Genomic DNA, 25,451 nt, shown 5'->3' on the forward strand with positions numbered 1-25,451 from the left:
TCGTGATGGTTGGGCACTACCTGGGTCGGGCGTTATTTGGCGTGCTTGCCCAGCAAGCTAGCGATCTTCGCCACCTCATGCGCTGTCACGCCGAGATGCATCGGAAGCGACAGGACTTCGTCGCTCGCGCGATGCGCCTCCGGGCAAGTGCCCTGCGCATAAGCGTACATGCGGTATTGGGTGTTGTCGCGGTAGTGCACGCCGGGATAAATTTCGTGCTCGTTGAGCGCGAACATCATCTCGTCGCGATTTGACAGGCGCACCTGGAACAGGTGACGCGACGACTCGCACTTCTCCGAATGATCCACCACACGCACGTGCGGGTACTGGGCGAGCTCGCGCGAGTACCATACAGCCAGCTGTCGGCGATAGGCGTTGTCGCGATCCAGGTACTTCAACTGGACCAGTCCGATGCCGGCCATGATCGAATTGCCGTGGTACTTGAAGCCGACTTCCTCGACGTCATACATCCACTTGTAGGCACCCTGTGCGTTCGTACGAGCGAAGGTGTCCTTATTGATGCCCAACCACGACAGCTTGCGTGCACGCGCATCGTCTTCCGCGTCAGCGAAGCAAATCATGCCAGAATCGGCCGTCGGCAAATTCTTGACTGCCTGGAAGCTGAAAACTGTGACATCGGCGTCGTAGCCGACATGACGGCCCTCAACGCGGGTGCCCGACATGTGCGCGGCATCGAGGATCAGCTTCAGCCCATGCTTGCGACACAGGGCGACGATTTCGTCATAACGTCCCACGTTGCCACCGATACCCACGAACATCACGGCACGCGTTTTCGCGGAAATCTTGCGCTCGACGTCGGCCGGATCCAGGCACAGCGATTCGTCCACATCCGCGAACACAGGATGCAGGCCTTCGTACATCACGGCGTGGTTGCTCGACACGAAGGTTAGCGGCGTGACGATGATTTCATCACCGTCGCTCCAGCCATGACGCGTCTTCAGCATCCGCAGCGCCAGATGCAGGCCCACCGTATTGGAGGAAAGAAAGTGGGCATGTGGCAGACCGGTGTATTCCGTCCAGGCCTTTTCGAACTCGAGCGTCTTGAAGCCCAGGCCGGTCCAGCCCTTCTCGAGACATTCGCGAATCTGTTCGAGACACTCGTCAATGCGAAAATTCGGGACAAACAATTGCGTGGCCATACTCTCTATCCTCTCGAACCGTTTAGATATTTTGGAAGAACGTCTTCTGTAGCACCATCCATCACGACCTTACCGTGATCGATCCAGATAACCCTGTTGCAGAGCTGCTGGATCAGACTCGCCTGATGCGACACGAAAACCATGATACTCGATTGATCCACAAACTCCCGCATGCGCGCCTGTGCCCGCTCTATGAACTCCGCATCACCCCCTGCAAAAAGCTCGTCGAGAATGAGGATATCGGGATGCACCGCCGTCGCAATCGCGAATGCAAGCTTCATGTACATACCGGTCGAATAATATTTGACCGGCATGTCGATAAAGTCCCCCAACTGGGTGAACTCAATGACCTCTTTCTCGATTTCCTTAAGCGTTGCTGTGGGATAACCCAGGATCGCGCCGTTGAGGTAGATATTCTGGCGACCGCTGATTTCCGGCTGGAAACCTGCACCGATTTCAAGCAACGGGGCAATGCGACCTTTTACGTCCACGCCGCCGTGCGTCGGTTCGTAAATTCGGCAGATGGTCTTAAGCAGCGTGCTCTTGCCTGCGCCATTATGTCCGACAATACCCACCCTCTCGCCATGGCCGATGGAGAGACTGATATCCTTCAACGCCCAAAAATCGGTCGGACCTTGGACTTTCTTGCGGCTGAACAGATTCGCGAAACGTTCCTTCATGGATACGTTCCGGTCATGATAAAGACGGAAACTCAGAGAGACTCCGTCGAGGCGAATTTCACTGTTGTTCATCACAGACGGAAAATCAGTGTATGGTCGTACTTACGGAACACCACCACACCCAAAACCAGCATGGTCAATGCCAGTCCGCCGGTCAGGCCGATAAGCTGCAGCGATGGCACTGTGGCCTCGTAAATGGGCAGCCGGAACAGCTGCACGAAGTAGTACATCGGGTTCCACTCGAAGATCCACCGGAAACGCTCGGGCACGATCGTGAGCGGATAGATGATCGGCGTTAGGTAATAGCCTGCTTGCAACGCAATGCCCATGACATGCTGTGAATCGCGGTAGAACACTGTAACAACGGACATCACCAGCGCCACGCCCAGCGAAAAGACGAAGATGAACAGAAACGCCACCGGCACAAATGCAAGGGCCACCGAGATCGGCGCACCGATCGCGTAAGCAATGACGAACAAAGCACCAAAGCTGAGCAATGCATCGATCATCAGGCTGAGGCATTTGGCCGTCACGAAGGTCTGACGCGGAATATAGATCTTCTTTATCAGCGCCTCGTTTTCGAGGATCGCCCCACCGCCCTGCAACAGGCAGGCCGAGAAGAGCGTCCACGGAATCAAGCCGGTGAACAGGAATACCGCGAAACTCTTGATCGGCATCCTCATCATCATGGAGAAGATCACGGAGGTGATCACCATCGTGAACAGCGGATTGATGAGCGTCCAAAGGAAACCCAGTGCCGTTCGCCGGTACCGAAGCGTGACGTACTGATGGACAAGCTGGCTCAAGACGAGCTTGGAGTTCCACAACTCCGAAAAGAAAATCGTCATGTTATATCGAAAGACTCGCCGGTCCAGGCCTCTCAGTTGTAGTGATCGGCATCCACGAATTTGGGCGCGGCGGAATCCTTGGCGGCGAGCTTCGGTTCTCCGGTCAGCGGCCACTTGATACTCAGCGACGGGTCGTTCCACAGCACGCTGCGTTCGTACTCCTGATACCAGTAGTCGGTAGTCTTGTAGAGGAACTCGGCTGCATCGCTCAATACCGCAAAACCATGGGCAAATCCAGGTGGGACCCACAACTGGCGCCGATTCTCTACAGACAGTTCCACGCCGACCCACTTGCCAAAGTTCGGCGAGTTGCGACGCATGTCCACCGCGACATCAAAGACTTTACCTACAATGACGCGCACCAGCTTGCCTTGGGCATGCTCGATCTGATAGTGCAAGCCGCGTATTACGTTCTGGGTGGAACGCGAGTGGTTGTCTTGCACAAACGTGTAGCCGGGGGCCACGCGCTCTTCGAATTCACGCGCGTTGAAACTCTCATAGAAGAAGCCGCGATCGTCGCCAAAGCACTTTGGCTCGATGATCTTGACTTCCGGCAGCGCCGTCGGTGTTACTTGTATTGCCATACGATGTCCGCAAGAATGTTGCTCAGATATTGTCCATAGCCGTTTTTGGCCAACGGCTTCGCTAGGCGAGCCAATTGCTCGGCATCGATCCACTTATTGCGGAAAGCAATCTCCTCGGGGCACGAGACCATCAGCCCTTGACGCTTCTGCAGCGTGGCAATGAACGTGGCCGCTTCGATTAGAGAATCATGCGTGCCGGTGTCAAGCCAGGCGTAGCCGCGGCCCATGATCTCGACATTGAGCTTGCCATGCTCAAGATATCGCGAGTTGATATCGGTAATCTCCAGTTCGCCGCGCGCAGACGGACGTATATCAGCGGCGATATCGCAAACGTTGTTGTCGTAGAAATAGAGGCCAGTCACCGCGTAGTTTGAACGCGCCTTAACAGGCTTTTCCTCGATAGACAGCGCACGGAATTCGTCATCGAACTCGACCACACCATAGCGTTCCGGATCATGTACGTGGTACGCAAAAACGGTGGCACCGTCGGTACGGACGTTTGCGTTGGCCAGTTGCCGATGCAGGTCATGGCCATAGAAGATGTTGTCGCCCAAGATCAGTGCGGACGGATCGTTGCCAACGAATTCACGACCGATCAGAAAAGCCTGTGCCAGCCCATCCGGCGAAGGTTGCACGGCGTAAGTAATGTTCACGCCCCAGTGCGCGCCGTCGCCCAGCATCGCCTCAAAACGCGGGGTGTCCTGAGGCGTCGAGATGATCAGGATGTCCCGAATGCCGGCGATCATCAGTGTCGAGAGAGGGTAGTAAATCATCGGCTTGTCGTAGACCGGCAGCAACTGCTTCGACACCGAATGCGTAATAGGGTAAAGGCGGGTGCCGGAGCCGCCCGCCAGAATAATGCCCTTGCGTGCCATGTTTAACTCCGTTCCATGTAGTTCGTTTCAACCCAATTCCGATACTCCCCCGACATCACGTCCTGCACCCACGCCTGGTTATCCAGATACCACTGGACCGTCTTGCGCAGGCCGCTTTCAAACGTCTCGGCCGGCTTCCAGCCCAGTTCGCGTTCCAGCTTGCGCGCATCGATCGCATAGCGGCGATCATGCCCGGGGCGATCCTTGACGAAGGTGATCTGGTCGCGGTACGAGCCGGTAGCCTTGGGCGACAGTTCGTCAAGCAGGTCGCACAAGGTGTGCACGACGTCCAGGTTGGTCTTCTCGTTCCAGCCGCCGACGTTATAGGTTTCGCCGAGACGGCCGCGCGCCAGCACCTCGCGGATGGCCGAGCAGTGGTCGCGCACATACAGCCAGTCACGCACGTTCTTCCCGTCGCCATAGATGGGCAGCGGTTTGCCGGCGAGGGCGTTGGCAATCACCAGCGGAATCAGCTTTTCCGGGAAATGATACGGACCGTAGTTGTTCGAGCAGTTCGTCGTCAGAACCGGCAAGCCGTAGGTATGGTGATACGCGCGCACCAGGTGGTCCGATGCGGCCTTGGAGGCCGAGTACGGGCTGTTGGGCGCGTAGGGGGTCGTTTCCGAGAACTGCGGATCGGTTTCGCTCAGCGAGCCGAACACCTCGTCGGTCGACACATGGAGGAAGCGGAATTCGGACTTGGCCGGTTCCTGCAAGCCGCTCCAGTAGGCGCGGGCGGCCTCCAGCAGCGTAAACGTGCCGACGATATTGGTCTGGATGAACTCTCCGGGCCCGTGGATGGAGCGGTCAACATGGCTCTCGGCGGCGAAGTGCACCACGGCACGCGGCTGGTAGGTGGCGAAGAGCTGGTCCAGTGCGGCACGGTCGCAAATATCGGTTTGCGAAAACACGTGGCGGGGATCGTCCTCGACCGATGCGAGGGTCTTTCGATTCCCCGCATAGGTGAGCTTGTCGACGTTCACTACACCATCCGCCGACCCATCGCTCAACCACGCCAGAACGAAATTGGCGCCAATGAATCCGGCGCCCCCAGTGACCAAAATATGGGACAAAACTTGCTCCTTGCCTCGATATGTTTCGATGACCCGACAAAAGCCGAGCGCCCACCTTGTCCTCTTGCGGGACGGCGGGGCGTTAAGTGCCTGCAGAAGTGGCGGTATTCTATCTGACTGATAGCCGCAGCTTACGGGCTGCCTCCCACTTTTTGTAGCCTCATGTAACCGTGCCACGGTATATCGGTCACAAAACTACAAATAGAAGCGAATTTGTTCTCCCTGGACCAGATGCCCAACAATAAAGTTACACATCCATCACTTTACGCAATCGGTGATCTGCAAGGTTGCGCACCTTCGCTGGACGCCCTGCTCGCCCGCCTGCCGGCGCAGCCGGCCGTGCGCCTGGTCGGCGATCTCGTCAACCGTGGCCCCGCCTCTCTCGCAACCTTGCGCACCATACGCGCCATGGGCGATCGTGCCGAAACCGTCCTTGGCAACCACGATATCCACCTTCTCGCAGTCGCCTCCGGTGTACGCAAGAAAGGCCGCCACGACACCCTGGGCGACATCCTCGCCGCCCCTGACCGTGACGATCTGCTCACCTGGCTGCGCCACCGCCCGCTTGCCCTGCTGGAAAACAACTTCCTGCTGGTCCACGCCGGTGTGCTGCCCCAGTGGACCGCAGCCCAGGTGATCGACCTTGCCCGTGAAGTCGAAGAACAGCTCCAAGGCCCCAACTGGCAAGGCTTCCTCGCCGACATCTTCGGCAACACGCCTGACCGCTGGCACGACGGCCTGCGCGGCATCGACCGTCACCGCGTGGTGGTGAATGCCCTCACCCGCCTGCGCTACTGCACGATCGACGGGGTGATGGACTTCAAGACCAAGGACGGCCCGGGCAAGGCGCCGGCAGGGTTCATGCCATGGTTCGATGTGCCGGGGCGGCGCACCGAGGAGGTGACGGTAGTCTGCGGGCACTGGTCGACGCTGGGCCTGGTCATGCGGCCGAACCTGATGGCGCTGGATACGGGTTGCGTCTGGGGTGGCAAGCTGACGGCTGCGCGCCTGGCGCGGGATCCTGCCGAGCGGACTGTCATCCAGGTGGATTGCCCGCAATATTGCGATCCGCTGGCGTGACTCGCTATCCCGCGTTGGCGGGGACGACAGGGTGGCTAGCCGATGGCAGCGGACGCCGGTTGCGCCGCGCCGCCCGGTTCTGAGGGCTGATTCAGCCGCTGCGCTGCCGTGGCGGCATGCTCCGCGGCGCCCTGGCTGAGATGGGCGACGACTTCCCTTGCAGAAGCCGCCAGTTCGCGGCGGTCGCCCGAGGCCGGCACCAGCGCCGGCCCGACCACCAGCCGCGCCTTGATCCGCGGCGCGCGCAGGACCGCCTCCAGCGATTGCAGCAGCGTGGTGTCGCCGATATAGGCGGCGGCCAGCGTCGGCTGGCCGGTGGCAGCATCGAGGTAGTTCAGGCCCAATGGCTGCACCGGCAGCCCGCCCGAAATCGGCGCCTGCATCAGGTTGGCATGGAACGGCAGCACGCTGGTCCCATCCGTCGTCGTCCCTTCCGGAAACACCCCGACCAGATCGCCCTGCAGCATCACATCCGTAATGTCATGCAACACGCGATGCGCGTCCCGCTTGCGCGCGCGCTCGATGAAGATGGTGCCGGTCTTGTCGCACAGCCAGCCGATCAGCGGCCAGCTGCGGATCTCGGACTTGGCGACGAAGCGCACCGGCTGCCAGCTGTGGATGACGTAGATGTCCAGCCACGAGATGTGGTTGGACACCACCATCGCCCCCTGCCGCGCCGCGCCGGTGTGCGCGGCGCCAGTGGCGTCGACCACCTCCACTTCCACCCCGCAGATCCGCAGCAAACGCCGCGACCAGCGCCTGATATGCCATGCGCGCGAGCGCACGCCCAGCCATGGGAACAGCAAGGCGCAGGTCAGCAACCCGCGCAGCAGGTGCAGGACCAGCGCGGTCTTGCGCAGCCAGATCATGCCTGGGCGTGGTTGCCGTAGACGACTTGCCCGCCGACCAGGGTCATGCGGACCTTGCCTTCCATTTCGTAGCCGAGCCATGGCGAGTTCTTGCCCTGGCTCTTGAGGGAGCGGCGCTCGACCTTCCACACTTGCCTGGGATCGAACACGCACACGTCGGCGGCGCTGCCGACGGCGAGGGTGCCGGCCTTGAGGCCGATCACGCGGGCGGGCTCGGCGGTGATGCGGGCCAGCGCCTGGGCCAGCGGAACCTTGTGCTCGGTGGCCCAGCGCAGGGTCAGCGGAAGCAGCAGTTCCAGGCCGGTTGCGCCCGGGGACGCCTCGGCGAAGGGCAGCAGTTTCTCGTCATCGTCGACCGGCGTATGGTCCGAGCACAGCGCGTCGATGGTACCGTCGGCCAGCGCGGCGACGATGGCGTCGCGGTCGCGCGGGCTGCGCAGCGGCGGCGAGAAACGCATCTGCGAATTGAAGTAGCCGATATCCATGTCGGTCAGCGAGACATGGTGGATATTGACGTCGCAGGTCACCTTCAGCCCTTCGCGCTTGGCCTGGCGCACCAGTTCCAGCCCGGCGGCGGACGACAGCCGGCACAGGTGCACGCGCGCGCCGGTGCTGCGCATCAGTTCGAAGATGGTATGCAGGCGCACGGTCTCGGCGATGACCGACACACCCGACAGGCCCAGGCGCGACGCGACCGCGCCACTGGCGGCGACGCCGCCGCCGAGGAACGGGTCTTCCGGGCGCAGCCAGACAGTGAAGCCGAAGGTCTGGGCGTATTGCAGCGCGCGCAGCAGCACCTGGGTGTTGCGCACCGGCGCCTCGGCCTGGCTGAAGCCGACGCAGCCGGCCTCGGTCAGCTGGCCCATCTCGGTCAGGGTCTCGCCCTTCAGGCCCAGCGTCAGCGCGCCGAGCGGGTAGACGTGGGTCTGGTTCAGCGTGCGGGCGCGGAACTTCAGCATTTCGACCAGGCCGGGCTCGTCGAGCACCGGGTCGGTGTCGGGCGGGCAGACCAGGCTGGTCACGCCGCCGGCGGTGGCGGCGGCCACTTCGGATTCGAGCGTGGCCTTGTATTCGTAGCCAGGCTCGCGCAGGCGTGCGGACAGGTCGACCAGGCCGGGGCACACGATCAGCCCCTTGGCGTCGATGACCTTGTTGGCGGTGAAGTCCGCCGGGGCGCTGCCGACGCCGACGATCTTGCCGGCGGCGATATAGAGGTCCTGCGCGGCGTCGGTGTTGCTGGCCGGATCGATCAGGCGGCCGCCCTGGATGTGAATCTTCATAGCTTGGCTTGTCGTGTCGCTGGGCTGGTTCGGTGTGTTCTGGCTGGCGTGCGGGGTGTGGCTGGCCGGCATCAGTCGTTGTTCCCGGCAACGATGCCCATCACCGCCATGCGCACGGCGATGCCGAAGGTCACCTGGTTCAGGATCACGGATTGAGAGCCATCGGCCACGGCGGAGTCGATCTCGACACCGCGGTTCATCGGCCCCGGGTGCATCACGATGGCGTCCGGCCTGGCCAGCGCCAGGCGCTCCGGCGTCAGGCCGTAGGCCTTGAAGTATTCCTGCGCCGAGGGCAGCAGCGCGCCGCTCATGCGCTCGTTCTGCAGCCGCAGCATGATGACCACGTCGACGCCCTTGAGGCCCTCTTCCATGTTGTGGAACACGCGCACACCCATCTGCTCCAGCCCGGATGGCAGCAGCGTGCGCGGGCCGATGGCGCGCACTTCGGGCACGCCCAGCGTGGTCAATGCATGGATGTCGGAACGCGCCACGCGCGAGTGCAGGATGTCGCCGACGATGGCCACCGTCAGGTTGGTGAAGTCCTTCTTGAAATGCCGGATGGTGTACATGTCCAGCAGGCCCTGCGTCGGGTGGGCATGGCGGCCGTCGCCGGCGTTGATCACGTGCACGTGCGGCGCGACGTGCTCGGCGATCAGGTAAGGCGCGCCCGAGCTGGCATGGCGCACCACGAACATGTCGGCGGACATTGCCGACAGGTTGTTGATGGTGTCCAGCAGCGACTCGCCCTTGCTGGTCGACGACGCGTTGATGTTCAGGTTCAGCACGTCCGCCGACAGCCGCTTGGCGGCGATCTCGAAGGTGGTGCGGGTGCGGGTGGAGTTCTCGAAGAACAGGTTGAACACGCTCTTGCCGCGCAGCAGCGGCACCTTCTTGACATCGCGGTCGGAGTCGGACAGCGAGACAAACTGGCTGGCGGTGTCGAGGATGTGCGTGATCATGTCACGCGACAACCCCTCGATCGACAGCAGGTGCTTCAGTTCGCCGTTCTTGGTGAGCTGCGGGTTGCGGAACGTCTTGGTCATGGCTGGTCGGGCGCGGGCAAAAAACGGGGAGGTGGTCTGGTCTCGGGCTGGCTTTCGGGCTGCCGGTCTGTGGGGCGCGCCGGGCACGCCCTCGGTGCCGGTTCAGCCGGTGGCGGAATCGGTAGGTTCGATCGCGAAGGCGAATTGTGCGCCGGCGCCTTCGCCCTGGCGCGACAGCACCAGGGTCGTGCCGGGCGGCAGCCCCATCCCGGCGGCGCACAGGTCGGCGGCGATCGGCAGCTGGCGCCCGCCGCGGTCGACCAGCACGCCCAGCGCCACGCGCGCGGGGCGGCCGTAGTCGAACAGCTCGTTGACGGCGGCGCGGATGGTGCGGCCGGTGGCCAGCACGTCGTCGATCAGCAGGATGTTGCGCTCGTCCACGGCAAACGGCAGCGTGGTCGGCTGGGCCTGGCTGTGCAGCCCCTTCTTGGCATAGTCGTCGCGATGGAAGGCGACGTTGATCACGCCGTGCTCGGGCAACTGCAGGTCCGCCGCCAGCCGCGCGGCGATCCATGCCCCGCCGGAATGGATGCCGGCCACCGACCAGCGCGCGCGCTCGGCCTCGGGGATCAGTGCCTGCGCCTGCTCCAGCAGCTTGCGGTACAGCGACTCGGCGTCGGGAACGGAAATCTGCGTCATAGCGGGAATTGGTCGAAGTACTGTTGCAGGATGATGCGGGCGGCCTCGGCATCGAGTTCGCCGCGGCGGGCGCCGGCCATCGACGCGGCGCGCGAGGTATAGCGCTCGTCCACCCATTCCACCGGCAGGCCGAAGCGGCCGTTGAGCTGGTTGCCGAAGCGCCGCGCCAGCTTCATCGACGGCTGCTCGCCGCCTTCGGGGTTGACCGGCATGCCGACGATTAGCTGCACCGGGTTCCACTCCTGGATCAGCGCAGCCACGGCCTCGAAGCGGCCCTCGACGGTGATATTGGGAAGAATGGTCAGGGCCCGCGCCTCGCGCGTGATGAAGTTGCCCAGCGCAACGCCGATCTTTTTTTCGCCGTAGTCGAATGCCAGGACCGTGCCGTCGCGGGGCAGTTCACGCCCCACGGCATCAGGCATGCCCGGCCTCCCCGGACAGCATGGTGAAGTCGATGCCGAGCAGCCGGATAGCGGCGGCAAAGCGCTCGTCGGGCGGCACGCTGAAGATGATCTCGGGATCGGCCTGGACCGTGAGCCAGCCGTTGCGGCTGAGTTCTTCCTCCAGCTGGCCGGCGCCCCAGCCGGAATAGCCCAGCGTCAGCAGGAAGCGGTGCGGGCCGCTGCCATTGGCCACGGCCTCGAGCACGTCCTTGGAGGTGGTCATCTCCAGCCCGCCGGGCACGGCCAGCGACGACACATAGACGCCGACCGGGTCGTGCAGCACGAAACCGCGCTCGGTCTGCACCGGGCCGCCGAAGTAGACCGGCTGGTGCGCCACGGGCTGGATCTCGAGCTTGAGGTCGATCTTGTCGAACAGCGTGGCCATGTCGATGTCGATGGGCCGGTTGATCACCAGCCCGAGCGCGCCACGCTCGTTGTGTTCGCAGATGTAGACGACGGAACCCGAAAAGGTCGGATCGGCCATGCCGGGCATGGCAATCAGGAACTGATTGGTCAGATTGATGGGTGCTTCGGGCTTCGCCATGCCTTGCATTTTATCAAATCGCCGGGGGTCTTCCGGAAAAGATTGGCGGACGTTCCAGTGCAGCAAGCGGCGCGCCAGCGGCTGAATGCCGTTCAGATAACCACCGTCGTTCCCGCGCAAGCGGGAACCCAGCGTCTTCAAAAGTCACTGGATTCCCGCCTGCGCGGGAATGACGGTGGCGTTTGATACCGTGATGGCTCATTCCTTGCCGGTCAGCGCAGCCAGTTCCGGCGCCGTCAGCCAGCGCCACTCGCCCTCGGCCAGCGCCGGGTCCAGCTGCAGGCCGCCGATGGCACTGCGATGCAGCGCGTCGACGTGGTTGCCCGCGGCCGCGACCATGCGCTTGACCTGATGGTACTTGCCTTGCACCAGCGTCAGCCGCAGGCTGCGTTCGCCGGTGATCTCGCAGGCTTCCGCCGCGATCGGCGCCGGTTCATCCAGCAGCTGCACGCCGCTGCGCAGCGCCTGGGCCTGCTCGGCTGTGACCGGCTCGGCGGTGGTCACTTCATAGATCTTGGGCACCTTGCGCTTGGGCGAGGTCTGGGCGTGGATGAACTGGCCGTCGTCGGTCAGCAGCAGCAGTCCGGTGGTGTCGTGGTCGAGCCGCCCCACCGCCTGCACCTCGCGCTGGCGCAGCGGCACCGGCAGCAGGTTGTAGACGCTGGGGTGATGGCGCGGGCGCTGCGAGCATTCATAGCCGGCGGGCTTGTTCAGCATCAGGTAAGCCTTGGTGCAGGCCAGCCATTCCTCGCCATCGACAGTGAGGCGCAAGCCGTCCACTTCAAACTGCGTGCGCGGGTCGTCGCAGAGTTCGCCGTTGACCTCGACCAGCCCGGCGGCGATCAGGTCGCCGCAGTACCGGCGCGTGCCAAATCCCTGGGATTGAAGAATACGGTCGAGAGTCATGAGCTTCTGTAGAGAATGGGGTAGCGGCATGGCGGCCGGCGGCCGGCTCCTGTACCGCTATGTTAGGGTATCGGCGCGATCGATCCGGCGTTGCACAAGGTTCAGCGCCGGCAAACCCGTCAGACAGGCAAGCGAACATGCAGGCAGCAGCCACCCCGGCTACGTCCCGGCCACCGTACCGGATCGGCAAGACCTTTGCGCGCGGACTGGTCTGGTTCCGGCGCGACCTGCGCGCCACCGACCACGCGGCGCTGCATTATGCCCTGCGGCACTGCGCGCAGGTGTGGTGCGTGTTCGTGTTCGACCGCGACATCCTGGACCCGCTGCTCGCGCGCGGGCTGCAAGCCGACCGGCGGGTCGAATTCATCCGGCAATCGCTGGTGGAACTCGCCGGGACACTGGCCGCAGCCGGCGGCGGCCTGATCACGGTGCACGACCGCGCGCAGACCGCCATCCCGGCGCTGGCGCGCGCACTGGAGGTGGAGGCGGTCTTCGCCAACCACGACTACGAGCCCGCTGCCAATGCCCGCGACGAAGCGGTGCGCCAGGCGCTGTCGGAACAGTCCTGCGCGCTCTTTACCTTCAAGGACCAGGCGGTGTTCGAGCGCGACGAGATCCTGAACGGGCAGGGCAAGCCGTTTTCGGTGTTCACGCCGTACAAGAACGCCTGGCTCAGGAGCGTGGAGCCGTTCGACCTGCGCCCGTATCCCGTCGACCCATACCTGCCGGCGCTGGCGCCGGTGCCCGCCGCGTACCGCCAGCCGGTACCGACGCTCGCGCAGCTCGGCTTTGGCGCCAGCAACCTCGCGGAGATCGCGATGCCCGCCGGCGCATCGGGTGCCCAGGCCCTGTTCGAGGAATTCACCGGGCGCATGGGCAACTATGGCCGCCGGCGCGACTACCCTGCCCTGCGCGGCCCCAGCTACCTGTCGGTGCACCTGCGCTTCGGCACCATCTCGATCCGCACGCTGGCGCGCACCGCGCACGCTGTCATGCTGTGCGGCGGCGCCGACAGCGCGGGCGCGGCGGTGTGGCTGTCGGAACTGATCTGGCGCGATTTCTACTTCATGATCCTGCATCACCATCCGCGTGTGGCCGCCGGCGCGTCGTTCCAGCCAGCCTATGACGCCATCCGCTGGCAGGACGGCGACACCGGCGAGCGCTATTTCCGCGCCTGGCGCGACGCCGCCACCGGCTATCCGCTGATCGACGCGGCGATGCTGCAGATCCGGCAAAGCGGCTATATGCACAACCGCCTGCGCATGGTCACGGCCAGCTTCCTGGTGAAGGACCTCGGCGTCGACTGGCGTCGCGGCGAGCAGTATTTTGCCGACCAGCTCAATGATTTCGACCTGGCCGCCAACAACGGCGGCTGGCAATGGGCCGCGTCCACCGGCTGCGACGCGCAGCCGTGGTTCCGCATTTTCAATCCGGTAACGCAATCGCAGAAGTTCGATCCGCAGGGCCGCTTTATCCGCAAATACCTGCCGCAGCTGGCAGCCCTGCCGGACAAGTACCTGCATGCGCCGTGGACCGCCCCGGAAACCGTGCTGGCCGAGGCCGGCGTGCGCCTGGGCGACAACTACCCGCGCCCGCTGGTGCAGCACGACGTGGCGCGCCAGCAAACGCTGCGGCGCTATGAAGCGGTAAAGCAGGTGGAGAAGCTGAAGGCGAAGGGCGCCGGCGCGGAGGACTGAATGCGCCGGCCGCCGTGCCGCTCAGGCGGCCAGCATCGCGCTTTCGCGATAGTGGCGCTGAGCGTCTTCGAAGCGCTCGGTTTCCTCGAACAGCCGCGCCAGCGCCAGGTGCGTGCGCACGCGCAGGCGGCGCTGCTGGTCGGGGTCGGCATACTTGAGCGCGCGCTCGAAGCTGGACTGCGCCTTGCCCCACAGCTTCTCGCCCAGGCACAGCACGCCCAGCGTGTAGTACAGGTCGGCGTCGGCGGGATGCGCGGCCAGCCATTTCTCGGCCTGCTGGATCTGCGGCAGCGCATGGCCGGGCACGGCGCATTCGGCATAGCGCAGCACCAGGCGGCTGTCCCAGTTGACCTTGAGCGCGTCTTCGATGATGCGGCGGGCCTCGTTCTGCCGGCCCAGTGCGGCGAAGTAGCGCGCCGCCGGTTCGGCGATGCGGGTGGCGCGGCGCTCGTCGGCGGACAGCGAGCGCCAGAACTCCGACAGCGCCTCGGCATCGTGGCGGCGCTCTTCCAGCATGGCTTCGACTGCCATCTGCTTGAGCCGCAGCGCCAGTACCGGATGCAGCGCGTTGCGCTTCTCCAGCGAGCGCGCCAGGCGCAGCACTTCGGACCAGTTCTTCAGGTGCTGGTGCGCGCGCAGCGCGATGCGCTGCACGTGGATCTGGCGCGCGCCCTGCGACTGCAGCTGGGCGATGGTTTCGAGCGCGCCGTCGGCGTCACGGGCGTCGACCAGCAGCTCGGCCATCGACACCAGCCGGGCCTGCTCGCGCTCGGGGTCGGTCACCTGCGCCATCCAGGCGTCGCGCCGCTCGGTTTCCTGCATGCGGTGGGCGGCGCGCGCGCCGATCAGCGCGGCGGTCTGAGCCTGGTCGTCCCACGACTGGGCTTCGCGCGCGCAGCGCTCGGCGCGGGCGAAACGGCCGGCGAACAGGTTTTCGATCGACTCGCGCAGTGCTGCCTGGGCCTTGCCCATGCGGCTGCGCTCCCGGTAGGCGGCGGCGCGGCGTGGCATCTCGGCCAGATGGCGGATGGTGGACATCACCGTCCAGACCACGAAGAAGATCAGCAGCAGCAGCGCCAGCGCCAGGTTCAGCGACAACTCGACGCGGTACGGCGGATAGAACAGCACCACATTGCTGTGGTTGAACTGCGTGAACAGGGCCAGCCCGACGGCGCCGCCGAACAGGACCGCAACCCAGAACAGAAGGCGCATGGGCTTACTCCTTCTTCAGGGCCTGCAGCGCGCCCAGGCTTTCGGCCATGGTCGGCAGCTGCACCGTGACCGCGCCGGCCTGCGCCTGGCGCAGCAGCGTCAGCACACCCTGCACGCGGCGCGACTTGGTATCGAAATAGCGGCCGATCATCGCCTGCGCCGCGGCCAGGTCGTTGCGGAACACGGGCTCGTTGCGCGACAGCAGCGCCAGGCGCGCATTGAGCAGGCGCAGCTTGACGTTCTCGCGCAGGAACCAGCCCTGGTCGCCGGAGAGCAGCAGCGCCTCGGCATCGTCGACCTTGCGGATGCGGATCACCTGCGCCAGTTCTTCGCGCAGGTAGTCCCAGAAGCGGGTGAACCAGCCCGGGCCGGTGCCGTTGGCGGCGGCCGGCGCGCTGGCGCCATTGCCACCGTTGGCGGCGGCGCCCTTGCGGGCATCGGCCTCGCTGCGTTCGAGCATGCGCTCGCTCGACAGCAGCGGCAGCGCATCGACCTGGTTGATGGCTTCGTCCAGCTTGATCGCGGCGCCGGTCAGGTCGGTGTCGGGCACCGCCTTCATGCGCGCCACGTCGCGCGCGATGGCCCGGCGCAGCAGGTTGTATTGCGGCTTGTCGGCGCGCGCCAGGCGCGCGTCGGCGCTCTGCAGCGCGGCCAGCGCTACCTGCACGTTGCCGGTCAGCTGCAGCTGCTGGCCGGCGCTGGTCAGCAACTGCTGGATCTCGGCGATTTCCCAGTCGTCACGATTACGCATCAGGTCCTGGTAGACCTGCTCCAGCGCCACCTGCTTGTCGCGGGTCTCGCCCACCTGGTTCTCCAGTGCGCCGACCTTGGCCTGCAGTTCCTTGACGGTGTCCTGCGCGTTGCGCGTCAGCACGCGCGACTCCTGCACCAGCGCGTCGTTGCTTTGCTGGCGGCGCGCCAGCTCGCCGGTCAGGTGGTCGACACGCTGCTGCAGCCACCAGAAGCCGCCGGCGGTCGCCACCACCAGCACGGCGACCAGCGCCCATAGCGCGGCGGAGCGGCGCGCGGCGGGACGGGCGCCGGCGTGGCCGGCGCCTTGCGGCGGCACCCCTTGCGCGGACTGCGCCGTGTGGACAGAGGCCGCGCCGGGCGGCGGCGTAGCGGAGGAGGACGTGGTTTCTTGCGTCACGCGTTCGACCTTCGTTGACATTGCAGGGACTGCGGCAGGCGCGCTGGCGGCCGGCGGCGTTGCTTCGACCGGCTTGGCGGCCGCCGGTGCGGTCGGCGCCGGCAGGCTCGATGGCGCAGGACCGGCGGGCGCGGGGCCAGCAGGTGGAGGACCAGCATAAGCATCGGCCCACTGCAGGCACGCCGCCAGCAGGCCGGCATCGCCGGGCGCGGCACGCTGGATATGGGCGAAGCCCAGCGCCAGCGCCTGTTCGGCGATTCTCGCATGGGGCGCGATGCACTGCACCTGCCGCAGGGAAGCGTCTTCCTGGGGCGACAGATGCTGCCGTGCCAGCACGTCGAGGTTGCGCACCGCCTCGGAACTGGTTAGCAGCCAGGCATGCGGTGCGGCGCCGGGACGCAGGTTGTCGCGCACGGCCTGCCATTGCATCGCAGTCGGTTCGGGCAGCGTGCGCTGGTAGGCCTCGACGGCTTCGACCTGGGCGCCGGCCTCGCGCAGGCGGTCGCCGAGCCAGTCGCGTCCGCCGTTGCCGCGGATGATCAGCACCGGCTTGCCGGCCAGTGCGGCGGGATCGAGCTGCGCCCACAGCGCCTCGGAATCGAAACGCAGCGCCTCGGCATCGGGCACCGTATCGTCATGCCCCGCCCCGTTGCCGCTGGCGCCCGCGGGCGCGATCACGCGATACGCCGGTGCGGCGATGCCGCGCTCGGCCAGCGCGGCGACGCTGGCGGGGCCGACCACTGCCACCGCGACCTGAGCCGGCCAGCGCGCCACGGCCGAGCCCTGCACGCCGGCGAGCGCGTCTAGTGCAAAGGCAATGGCATTGGGGCTGACGAACACCACCAGCGCAAACGTCTCCAGCCGCGCCAGCGCCGCGCGCAGCGGCGCGTCGTCAGCGGCCGGGCCGATCGCGAGCAGCGGGAAGCTGAGTACATCCAGACCGGCGCCCTGCAGGGCCTCGGTCAGTTGCCGGGACTGCCCGGCGGGTCGTGTCACAACGACGGTCGGGCGGGGCATCGGGCAGCCTCAGGCGGGAGATGGAGCAGCGGCGTCGCCTGAATCGGCCAGCGCGGCGAGGATCGACTCGGCGCCCTGCGCCAGCAGGTCGGTGGCGCAAGCCTGGCCTAGCGCTTCGGCGGCAGCCAGGTCGGCGGCGGGCCCCGCCGCCGCGGCGCGGATGGCGCGGCTGCCGTCGGGCAAGGCGACGAAGGCCTCCAGCCGAAGCTGGTCACCGTCCCAGCGCGCGTGCGCCGCCAGCGGGACCTGGCACGAGCCGCCCAGCCGGCGCGACACGGCGCGTTCGGCGGTCACGGCCAGCGCGGTCGGTTGATGGTTCAGCGGCGCCAGCCATTCGGCCAGTTCGGGGCGGGTGGAAAGGGTCTCGATGCCCAGCGCGCCCTGCCCCGCGGCCGGCAGCGACGCCTCGGCCGGGATCAGCGCGCGGATGCGGTCGCCCAGCCCGAGCCGCTTCAGGCCCGCGGCAGCCAGGATGATGGCGCCATATTCGCCGCGATCGAGCTTGCCCAGGCGCGTGTCGAGGTTGCCGCGCAGCGGCTTGATCACCAGGTGCGGGTAGCGGCTGCGCAAGGCAGCTTCGCGGCGCAGGCTGGAAGTGCCGACCACGGTGCCGGGCGGCATCTCGTCCAGCGACGCATAAGCGGACGACACCAGCGCGTCGCGCGGGTCTTCACGCTCCATCACCGCGGCCAGGGTGAAGCCCGGGGGCAGCTCCATCGGCACATCCTTGAGCGAATGCACCGCGAGGTCGGCCCGGCCTTCGTCCATCGCGAACTCCAGTTCTTTGACAAACAGACCCTTGCCGCCGACTTTCGACAGCGTACGGTCTAGAATCTGGTCTCCCCGGGTAGTCATGCCAAGAATGGACACGTCGCACGCGGGATAGTATTGTTGCAATGCAGCACGCACATGTTCTGCCTGCCACAGCGCCAGACGGCTCTCTCGGGAGGCAATGACGAGCTTTTGCGGATGGTTGCGAGACACGACAGCGGTAGCGGAAGACGGGGTGGCGGACGACATGCGTCAATGGTAGCACGCGCCCCAATCGCCCCTCCGCACCATTAGATAAGCTTAGAGAAGCAAGAGGAGATTGCATGACGCAGCATGCTGCGCGGCCCAACGGTCGGAAGACCGGCACGGCCGCCAAGGATTCGTCCGCCGCGAAAGGTGACGCAACCGGCGCAACCAACGTTAAACCGCCCCGCTCCGCCCCCCGCGCAGCCAAGCGTTCTACCAAGCCCACGCTTTCGATCGTGTCGAGCAACGGAACCACCATCGCCGCCGCCCCCACCCGCCGCACCGCCCGCACCGCTGACAAGGACGTGCCGCTGCGCGAGGACATCCGCTTCCTGGGCCGCCTGCTGGGCGACTGCCTGCGCGAGCAGGAAGGCGACGCCGCCTTCGAGGTGGTCGAAACCATCCGCCAGACCGCGGTGCGCTTCCGCCGCGAGAACGACCGCGCCGCCGGCGCCGAGCTTGACCGGCTGCTCAAGCGCCTGTCGCGCGACCAGACCAACCAGGTGGTGCGCGCCTTCAGCTATTTCTCGCACCTGGCCAATATCGCCGAGGACCAGCACCACAACCGCCGCCGCCGCGTGCATGCGCTGGCCGGCTCGCCGCCGCAGGACGGCAGCCTTCAGCACGCGCTGGAAAAGATCGACGCCGCCGGCGTCACCGGCAAGCAGCTGCGCAAGTTCCTGGACGAGGCGCTGATCGTGCCGGTGCTGACCGCGCACCCGACCGAAGTCCAGCGCAAGAGCATCCTCGACGCCGAGCGCGAGATCGCCCGCCTGCTGGCCGAGCGCGACCTGCCGATGACCGCGCGCGAGCGCGAGCACAACACCGCGCAGCTGCGCGCCAAGGTCACCACGCTGTGGCAGACCCGCATGCTGCGCGACGCGCGCCTGACGGTGGCCGACGAGATCGAGAACGCGCTGTCGTACTACCGCACCACCTTCCTGCGCGGCATCCCGCAGCTGATGAGCGAGCTGGAAGAAGACATCGCCGCAGTGTTCCCGGGGACGCGCAAGCGCAAGGGCGCCGCTGGCGCCTCGGGCACGCAAGCCGCGCCGCTGGCGCCGTTCCTGCAGATGGGTTCCTGGATCGGCGGCGACCGCGACGGCAACCCCAACGTGACCGCCGAGACCCTGGCGCACGCCGCCGGCCAGCAGGCGCAGCTGATCCTGGATTGGTACCTGGACGAAGTCCACGCGCTCGGTGCCGAGTTGTCGATGTCGATGCTGATGGTCGATGCCAGCCCGGAACTGCTGGCGCTGGCCGAGCGCTCGCCCGACCATTCCGAGCACCGCGCCGACGAGCCCTACCGGCGCGCGCTGATCGGCATCTATGCGCGCCTGGCCGCCACCTGCAAGGCGCTGAGCGGACATGCCGCGACCCGCCGCCCGGTGGCGCCGGCCGAGCCCTATGACAGCGCCGAGGCCTTCGGCGCCGACATCCAGGTGGTGATCGACTCCTTGCGCGCGCACCACGGCCAGGCCCTGGCCAGCCACCGCATCGATGCCCTGGCCCGCGCCATCGCCGTGTTCGGCTTCCACCTGGCCTCGGTCGACATGCGTCAGGTCTCCGACGTGCACGAGGCGGTCATCGCCGAACTTTTCGCCGCCGCCGGCATCGCGCCCGACTACGCCGCGCTGCCCGAGGCGCGCAAGCTGGAACTGCTGCTGGCCGAACTGCGCCAGCCGCGCCTGCTGACGCTGCCGTGGCACCAGTACTCGGAGCAGACCCGCAAGGAACTGGCGATCTTCGCCGCCGCGCGCGAGCTGCGTGCGCGCTATGGCAAGCGCGTCGCGCGCAACTACATCATCTCGCACACCGAGACGCTGTCGGACCTGGTCGAGGTGATGCTGCTGCAGAAGGAATCCGGCATGCTGCAGGGCACGCTGGGCAGCAAGACCGATCCGGCGCGCATGGAGCTGATGGTGATCCCGCTGTTCGAGACCATCGAAGACTTGCGCAACGCCGCCGGCATCATGCAGTCGCTGCTGGACCTGCCGGGCTTCGATGCGGTGCTCGCCCACCATGGGGTCGAGCAGGAAGTGATGCTCGGCTACTCGGATTCGAACAAGGACGGCGGCTTCCTGACCTCCACCTGGGAGCTGTACAAGGCCGAGCTGGAACTGGTGCAGCTGTTCGAGCAGCGCAACGTCAAGCTGCGCCTGTTCCACGGCCGCGGCGGCACGGTCGGCCGCGGCGGCGGCCCGACCTACGACGCGATCCTGTCGCAGCCCCCCGGCACGGTCAACGGCCAGATCCGCCTGACCGAGCAGGGCGAGATCATCAACAGCAAGTTCGCCAACGCCGAGATCGGCCGGCGCAACCTGGAAACGGTGGTTGCAGCGACGCTGGAGGCCTCGCTGCTGCCGCAGCAGAACGCGCCCAGGGAACTGGACACCTTCGAGGCCGTGATGCAGCAGCTGTCGGACCGCGCCTTCACCGCCTATCGCGACCTGGTCTACGAGACTCCGGGCTTCAAGGACTACTTCTTCGCCACCACGCCGATCACCGAGATCGCCGACCTGAACCTGGGTTCGCGCCCGGCCTCGCGCAAGCTGATGGACAAGAAGAACCGCCGCATCGAAGACCTGCGCGCGATCCCGTGGGGCTTCTCGTGGGGGCAATGCCGCCTGCTGCTGCCGGGCTGGTACGGCTTCGGCAGCGCGGTGCGCTCGCTGCTCGACAGCGCGCCGGACGACAAGGCGCGCAAGCAGGCCGTCACCACGCTGCGGCGCATGGTCAAGACCTGGCCGTTCTTCTCGACGCTGCTGTCCAACATGGACATGGTGCTGGCCAAGACCGACCTCGCCGTGGCCTCGCGCTACGCCCAGCTGTGCGACGACGCCGCGCTGCGCCGCAACGTCTTCAACCGCATCAGCAAGGAATGGCACCTGACCTGCGAGATGCTGACGCTGATCACCGGCCACCAGGAGCGGCTGGCGGACAACCCGCTGCTGGCGCGCTCGATCAAGAACCGCTTTGCGTATCTGGATCCGCTCAACCACTTGCAGGTGGAATTGCTCAAGCGCTTCCGCTCGGGCAAGGATGGCGATGACATCCGCGTACGGCGCGGCATCCATCTGACCATCAACGGTGTGGCGGCGGGGTTGCGCAATACGGGTTGACAGCCCAACCTAACCTCGGCCAAAGAGAGCGGTTTTGGGTGCTCCCAAGCCGCCCGACCTGGCCCAGGCAAGGTGTTCTCCCTCTCCCCTCACGGGGAGAGGGTCGGGGTGAGGGGCGGTTTGACCAGGAACCACATCAAGCAAGGCCAACGGTGTTAACCCACCGGCCTCTGCCTTTGACGCTCCTGCCCTCACCCCCTGCCCCTCTCCCGCGCGCGGGAGAGGGGAGCACCCCCCCGGCAAGCTTCAACCGCCTCACCCCACAAACGCCCCCGGCACCGGATCTTCACCCAGCGCGTGCAGCAGCACCGCCCAGTGCATCGCCTCGTCGCCGAGGATGCTGCCGGCCGCGCGCGTCAGCTCGCGGTTGTGGAAATTCGGCAGCACGCCGAGGTAAGCCGCGGTCGCGCCCTTCTCCAGCCCCGCGGCAAAGCGCAGCACGTCGGCCTGCGTCTTCAGCTTTTCGGTCGGAAACTCATACGCCGACGCCTTCTTTGCCGTCACCGGCGTGCCGCCGAGCTTCGACACCGTCCCGGCCAGCACCTGCGCATGGGCCTTGTGGTGGTCCTGGAACTTGACCGCGGTGGCCAGCACCGGCTTCTGCAGCAGCCCGCTTTCGGCGCCGACCTGGTAGGCCGCGATCGCCTGGTATTCCAGCCCCAGCGCGGTATTGAGGATATTGATGTCGTCCTTGGTGCTGCCCGATTGCGTCTGCGCCCACGCCGGCATCGATTCGCCGAGCGTGATCACGGCCAGCGAGCCCAGCGCGAACAGGCCGGGCGCCTTGAGCAGCCCGCGCCGGCGCGCGTCCGGCAGCGTGACGATGGAGCCGGGCTCGCGCGCCGGCGTCTGGGAGATGCGGTCCATGGTGTGCTCCTGTGAGGGATGACAACGTGGTGCCCCTGGTACGGGGTGCCTGGCTTGCGCCTGTCTGCATCTACGCAGCTGGCGGGCGTTTGGATGCGCGTGGATGCGGCGCTACCTATAATCCGGCAAAGCCTCCTTGCAAGGACCCGTCCCGGTGCCGCCTTCCCCGCAGCCGTCCTATGCCACGCCCGCCAGCCCCGACCGGCTGGAAGGACTGTTGCAGGCCGTTGCCGTGGGCGAGCGCCAGGCGCTGCGCGCGCTCTACGACCTCACCGCGACGAAACTGTTTGGCCTTGCGCTGCGTATTACCGGCAGGCGCGATTGGGCGGAGGACGTTGTGCAGGAAAGCTTTGTCAGCATCTGGCACCACGCCGGCGACTACCGGCCGCAGCTGGCCGCGCCGATGACGTGGATGACCGCGATCGTGCGCAACCGCGCGCTCGACTGCCTGCGCCGGGCGGCGGCGGCGCGCGTGCCGCAGACCGCCGAGCTGGAGCAGGACCTGGCCGAGTGGCTGGCGGACGACGCCGCCGGGCCCGCCGAACTGGCCGAGGCCAGCCAGCAGGCGCGCGCGCTCAACCGCTGCCTGCAGCGGCTGGAACAGTCGCAGCGCCAGGCCATCATGCTGGCCTACCTGCAGGACCTGAGCCACGCCGAGCTGGCCGAGCGCCTGCGCGCGCCGCTGGGGACGGTCAAGTCCTGGATCCGGCGCGGGCTGGAGCGGCTGCGCAGCTGCATGGAGGGCGCGGCATGAACCTGGCCAGCCATCCCGACCTGCTCGACCGGATCGCCGCCCAGTACGCGCTGGGCGTGCTGCGCGGCGGCGCGCGCCGGCGCCTGGAGCGGCTGGCACATGAAGAGCCGGCGGTGCGCACGGCGATCCACCGCTGGCAGGCGCGCCTTGCCGGCGTGGCCGAGTTGCAGGCGGCGGCCGAGCCGGTCGACAAGGTCTGGTGCGGGATCGAGGAACGGCTTGGCTGGAAGGCGGCCGAGGATCGCAGTCCACCCGCCGCAGCCGGCGCCCCAGGCCCCGACGGCGCCGGCAGCTGGTGGCAGCGCCTGTGGTCGGCGCCGGTATTCTGGCGTGGTGCGGCGGCGGCGATGGCGCTGGTGGCGGTGCTGGCCATCGGCATCGGCATGCACCTGGCGGGTCAGCGCGAGGCGGCTCCCGGCGAAGTCATTGCCGTGCTCAACGACGAGCGCGCGCGGCCGGCCATGCTGGTGTCATGGGACGCAGGCAGCGGCGATCTTGTGGTGCGGCGGCTGGATCACCTGAAGCTGAGCGATCAGCAAGTATTGCAGCTGTGGGCGCTGCCGGAACGCGGCAAGCCACAGTCCCTGGGCCTGATCGGCGGTGTGCCCCAGGCGAGGCTCGCCCTGGCGCAAGGGCCGGTAGCCGTGCCAGCACTGGCCGTCAGCATCGAGCCGGCCGGCGGCTCGCCGAGCGCCGACGGGCCCAGCGGCCCGGTGGTGTTCAAGGGGCCCGTGATCCACAGCCGGCCTTGACCACCGCCCCGCCGTCGCGGCCGGCACCGCCAGCGCGCCGCCGGGCGATATAATCGCCGTTTCCCAATTTTTCGCGCCCGCCGCCGTCCGCACGCCGGCCGCCTGCCGCGCGAGCCACTGCAGCCGACGTCCATGTCCACCTCCCAACTTGCCAAGAAAGGCGAAGCCTGGTCCGCCCGCTTCTCCGAACCGATGTCCGACCTGGTGAAGCGCTACACCGCCTCGGTGTTCTTCGACAAGCGCCTGGCCCTGTTCGACATCCAGGGTTCGCTGGCCCACGCGGCCATGCTGGCAAAGCAGGGCATCATCGCCGAGGCCGACCGCGCCGAGATCGAACGCGGCATGGCGCAGATCCGTGGCGAGATCGAAGCCGGCAGCTTCGAATGGAAGCTGGACCTGGAAGACGTCCACCTGAACATCGAGGCGCGCCTGACCGCGCTGGTGGGCGATGCCGGAAAGCGCCTGCACACCGGCCGCTCGCGCAACGACCAGGTCGCCACCGACATCCGCCTGTGGCTGCGCAGCGAGATCGACAACATCATCGTGCTGCTGGGCGCGCTGCGCACCTCGCTGCTCGACCTGGCCGAACAGAACGCCGACACCATCCTGCCCGGCTTCACCCACCTGCAGGTGGCGCAGCCGGTCACTTTCGGCCACCACCTGCTGGCTTACAACGAGATGTTCACACGCGATGCCGAGCGCATGGCCGACTGCCGCAAGCGCGTCAACCGCCTGCCGCTCGGCGCCGCCGCGCTGGCCGGCACCAGCTACCCGATCGACCGCGAGTTCGTCGCGCAGCAACTGGGCTTCGACGGCGTCTGCCGCAATTCGCTGGATGCCGTCTCGGACCGCGACTTCGCCATCGAATTCTGCGCCGCCGCGGCGCTGGTGATGACCCATGTGTCGCGCTTCTCGGAAGAGCTGGTGCTGTGGATGAGCCCGCGCGTGGGCTTTATCGACATCGCCGACCGCTTCTGCACCGGCAGCTCGATCATGCCGCAGAAGAAGAACCCCGACGTGCCCGAGCTGGCGCGCGGCAAGACCGGCCGCGTCAACGGCCACCTGATCGGCCTGCTGACGCTGATGAAGGGCCAGCCGCTGGCGTACAACAAGGACAACCAGGAAGACAAGGAGCCGCTGTTCGACACCGTCGACACCGTGGTCGACACGCTGCGCATCTTCGCCGACATGGTGCCGGGCATCAGCGTCAAGCCCGAAGCGATGCGCGCCGCGGCGCTGCAGGGCTATGCCACCGCCACCGACCTGGCCGATTACCTGGTGAAGAAGGGCCTGCCCTTCCGCGATGCGCACGAGGCCGTGGCCCACGCCGTGCGCGCCTGCGACGGCCGCCAGTGCGACCTCGCCGACCTGACCGTGGCCGAGCTGCGCGAAGTCTCCGGCCTGGGCGACCAGGCCACGCTGATCGGCGACGACGTGCACGCGGTGCTGACGCTGGAAGGCTCGGTCGCGGCGCGCAACCATATCGGCGGCACCGCGCCGGACCAGGTGCGCGCGGCCATCGCCGCGGCCCGCACCGCGCTGAACGGCTGATCGTCCTTTCCCGGGTAATCCGGCAAGCCGCAAACGGGAGCGCAGGCTCCCGTTTTTCTTTTCTCTCCGCCGGCGCACCGACGACTGTTGCAGATTGCATGAAGCGGACGCGGCCTTGCGCCGATTTCCCATCCGGGAATATCGAATCGGCGTGGCATGGCCAGCAAATCTGCACATAACTGGTGCAAATCGACCGGAAAATGTGACGCACTGGGGATTCACCCTAAAGATGCGGGGCCGTCGACGCCGTAGACTAACGCGCCACCCCTGTATCCCCCAATCCTAGGA

Annotated in this window: 23 protein-coding genes; 6 read left to right on the forward strand and 17 right to left on the reverse strand. The window is 66.4% G+C overall.

The features are described 5' to 3' along the window. Positions 1-32 precede the first annotated feature (32 nt). From MKD50_RS05230 to rfbB, 6 genes are all read right to left on the reverse strand, one after another. On the reverse strand, positions 33-1,160 hold the full coding sequence (locus tag MKD50_RS05230; RefSeq protein ID WP_252666587.1) for a DegT/DnrJ/EryC1/StrS family aminotransferase: 1,128 nt from the start codon (positions 1,158-1,160) through the stop codon (positions 33-35). A gap of 5 nt (positions 1,161-1,165) precedes the next feature. After that, positions 1,166-1,840, reverse strand: a complete 675-nt coding sequence (locus tag MKD50_RS05235) for an ABC transporter ATP-binding protein (RefSeq protein ID WP_252666588.1) — start codon at positions 1,838-1,840, stop codon at positions 1,166-1,168. 71 nt (positions 1,841-1,911) lie between these two features. Beyond that, the gene (locus tag MKD50_RS05240) at positions 1,912-2,688 is read right to left on the reverse strand and encodes an ABC transporter permease (protein WP_252666589.1); all 777 of its coding nucleotides are present in this window, start codon (positions 2,686-2,688) and stop codon (positions 1,912-1,914) included. 32 nt (positions 2,689-2,720) lie between these two features. Continuing rightward, positions 2,721-3,272: a dTDP-4-dehydrorhamnose 3,5-epimerase gene (gene rfbC / locus MKD50_RS05245; protein WP_252666590.1), complete on the reverse strand. Its 552-nt coding sequence runs from the start codon at positions 3,270-3,272 to the stop codon at positions 2,721-2,723. After that, on the reverse strand, positions 3,257-4,147 hold the full coding sequence (gene rfbA, locus MKD50_RS05250) for a glucose-1-phosphate thymidylyltransferase RfbA (RefSeq protein ID WP_252666591.1): 891 nt from the start codon (positions 4,145-4,147) through the stop codon (positions 3,257-3,259). The genes rfbC and rfbA overlap by 16 nt, the downstream gene beginning before the upstream one ends. 2 nt (positions 4,148-4,149) lie before the next feature. Further along, complete coding sequence (gene rfbB / locus MKD50_RS05255) at positions 4,150-5,220, reverse strand: dTDP-glucose 4,6-dehydratase (RefSeq protein ID WP_252666592.1); 1,071 nt, start codon at positions 5,218-5,220, stop codon at positions 4,150-4,152. 231 nt (positions 5,221-5,451) lie between these two features. Here rfbB and MKD50_RS05260 point away from each other — a divergent pair, with 231 nt between their 5' ends. Further along, on the forward strand, positions 5,452-6,300 hold the full coding sequence (locus MKD50_RS05260) for a symmetrical bis(5'-nucleosyl)-tetraphosphatase (RefSeq protein ID WP_252666675.1): 849 nt from the start codon (positions 5,452-5,454) through the stop codon (positions 6,298-6,300). A 35-nt stretch (positions 6,301-6,335) separates the two neighbouring features. Here the strand turns inward: MKD50_RS05260 and MKD50_RS05265 are convergent, their stop codons facing one another. The 7 genes from MKD50_RS05265 to MKD50_RS05295 form a co-directional block, all read right to left on the reverse strand. After that, on the reverse strand, positions 6,336-7,169 hold the full coding sequence (locus MKD50_RS05265) for a lysophospholipid acyltransferase family protein (RefSeq protein ID WP_252666593.1): 834 nt from the start codon (positions 7,167-7,169) through the stop codon (positions 6,336-6,338). Continuing rightward, positions 7,166-8,449, reverse strand: coding sequence for a dihydroorotase (locus tag MKD50_RS05270; protein WP_252666594.1), 1,284 nt, complete (start codon positions 8,447-8,449; stop codon positions 7,166-7,168). Before MKD50_RS05270 ends, MKD50_RS05265 begins: the two co-directional genes overlap by 4 nt. Before the next feature lie 71 nt (positions 8,450-8,520). Next, positions 8,521-9,492, reverse strand: a complete 972-nt coding sequence (locus MKD50_RS05275) for an aspartate carbamoyltransferase catalytic subunit (RefSeq protein ID WP_115704367.1) — start codon at positions 9,490-9,492, stop codon at positions 8,521-8,523. 102 nt (positions 9,493-9,594) lie between these two features. Next, a complete protein-coding gene (gene pyrR, locus MKD50_RS05280) occupies positions 9,595-10,131 on the reverse strand; it encodes a bifunctional pyr operon transcriptional regulator/uracil phosphoribosyltransferase PyrR (RefSeq protein ID WP_252666595.1) in 537 nt (178 codons plus the stop codon). Beyond that, positions 10,128-10,553: a Holliday junction resolvase RuvX gene (ruvX, locus tag MKD50_RS05285; protein ID WP_010813827.1), complete on the reverse strand. Its 426-nt coding sequence runs from the start codon at positions 10,551-10,553 to the stop codon at positions 10,128-10,130. The genes pyrR and ruvX overlap by 4 nt, the downstream gene beginning before the upstream one ends. Further along, positions 10,546-11,118 carry a YqgE/AlgH family protein gene (locus tag MKD50_RS05290; protein WP_025583981.1) on the reverse strand — a complete coding sequence of 191 codons (573 nt, stop codon included), beginning with the start codon at positions 11,116-11,118 and terminating at the stop codon, positions 10,546-10,548. The genes ruvX and MKD50_RS05290 overlap by 8 nt, the downstream gene beginning before the upstream one ends. Before the next feature lie 198 nt (positions 11,119-11,316). Beyond that, positions 11,317-12,024 (reverse strand): pseudouridine synthase, encoded by a 708-nt coding sequence (locus MKD50_RS05295; RefSeq protein ID WP_252666596.1) that lies wholly within the window; start codon positions 12,022-12,024, stop codon positions 11,317-11,319. A gap of 137 nt (positions 12,025-12,161) precedes the next feature. Between MKD50_RS05295 and MKD50_RS05300 the strand changes: the two genes are divergently transcribed. After that, positions 12,162-13,721: a cryptochrome/photolyase family protein gene (locus tag MKD50_RS05300; RefSeq protein WP_252666597.1), complete on the forward strand. Its 1,560-nt coding sequence runs from the start codon at positions 12,162-12,164 to the stop codon at positions 13,719-13,721. Between the two features lie 21 nt (positions 13,722-13,742). Here the strand turns inward: MKD50_RS05300 and MKD50_RS05305 are convergent, their stop codons facing one another. The 3 genes from MKD50_RS05305 to hemC are packed head-to-tail and all read right to left on the reverse strand — an operon-like array spanning position 13,743 to position 18,120. Then, entirely contained in the window at positions 13,743-14,933 is a 1,191-nt protein-coding gene (locus tag MKD50_RS05305; protein WP_115704374.1) for a heme biosynthesis protein HemY, read from the reverse strand. Positions 14,934-14,937: 4 nt separating this feature from the next. Next, positions 14,938-17,100 (reverse strand): fused uroporphyrinogen-III synthase HemD/membrane protein HemX, encoded by a 2,163-nt coding sequence (gene hemDX / locus MKD50_RS05310; protein ID WP_252666598.1) that lies wholly within the window; start codon positions 17,098-17,100, stop codon positions 14,938-14,940. Positions 17,101-17,109: 9 nt separating this feature from the next. Next, positions 17,110-18,120: a hydroxymethylbilane synthase gene (gene hemC / locus MKD50_RS05315; protein ID WP_252666599.1), complete on the reverse strand. Its 1,011-nt coding sequence runs from the start codon at positions 18,118-18,120 to the stop codon at positions 17,110-17,112. A 74-nt stretch (positions 18,121-18,194) separates the two neighbouring features. On the opposite strand from hemC, the gene ppc reads away from it, so the two are divergent. After that, a complete protein-coding gene (gene ppc, locus MKD50_RS05320) occupies positions 18,195-21,239 on the forward strand; it encodes a phosphoenolpyruvate carboxylase (protein WP_252666600.1) in 3,045 nt (1,014 codons plus the stop codon). Positions 21,240-21,494: 255 nt separating this feature from the next. Here ppc and MKD50_RS05325 read toward each other — a convergent pair whose 3' ends face one another. Further along, on the reverse strand, positions 21,495-22,106 hold the full coding sequence (locus MKD50_RS05325) for a ferritin-like domain-containing protein (protein WP_115704382.1): 612 nt from the start codon (positions 22,104-22,106) through the stop codon (positions 21,495-21,497). 154 nt (positions 22,107-22,260) lie between these two features. On the opposite strand from MKD50_RS05325, the gene MKD50_RS05330 reads away from it, so the two are divergent. The 3 genes from MKD50_RS05330 to argH all read left to right on the forward strand — a co-directional run bounded on the left by MKD50_RS05330 (position 22,261) and on the right by argH (position 25,163). Then, on the forward strand, positions 22,261-22,860 hold the full coding sequence (locus tag MKD50_RS05330; protein WP_115704384.1) for a sigma-70 family RNA polymerase sigma factor: 600 nt from the start codon (positions 22,261-22,263) through the stop codon (positions 22,858-22,860). Continuing rightward, positions 22,857-23,612 carry an anti-sigma factor gene (locus MKD50_RS05335; RefSeq protein ID WP_252666601.1) on the forward strand — a complete coding sequence of 252 codons (756 nt, stop codon included), beginning with the start codon at positions 22,857-22,859 and terminating at the stop codon, positions 23,610-23,612. Before MKD50_RS05330 ends, MKD50_RS05335 begins: the two co-directional genes overlap by 4 nt. A 132-nt stretch (positions 23,613-23,744) precedes the next feature. Beyond that, positions 23,745-25,163, forward strand: a complete 1,419-nt coding sequence (gene argH / locus MKD50_RS05340; protein WP_115704388.1) for an argininosuccinate lyase — start codon at positions 23,745-23,747, stop codon at positions 25,161-25,163. The last annotated feature ends 288 nt before the right edge of the window (positions 25,164-25,451 follow it).

The sequence above is a fragment of the Cupriavidus mimosae genome, from assembly GCF_023952485.1.
Classification (GTDB): domain Bacteria; phylum Pseudomonadota; class Gammaproteobacteria; order Burkholderiales; family Burkholderiaceae; genus Cupriavidus; species Cupriavidus taiwanensis_C.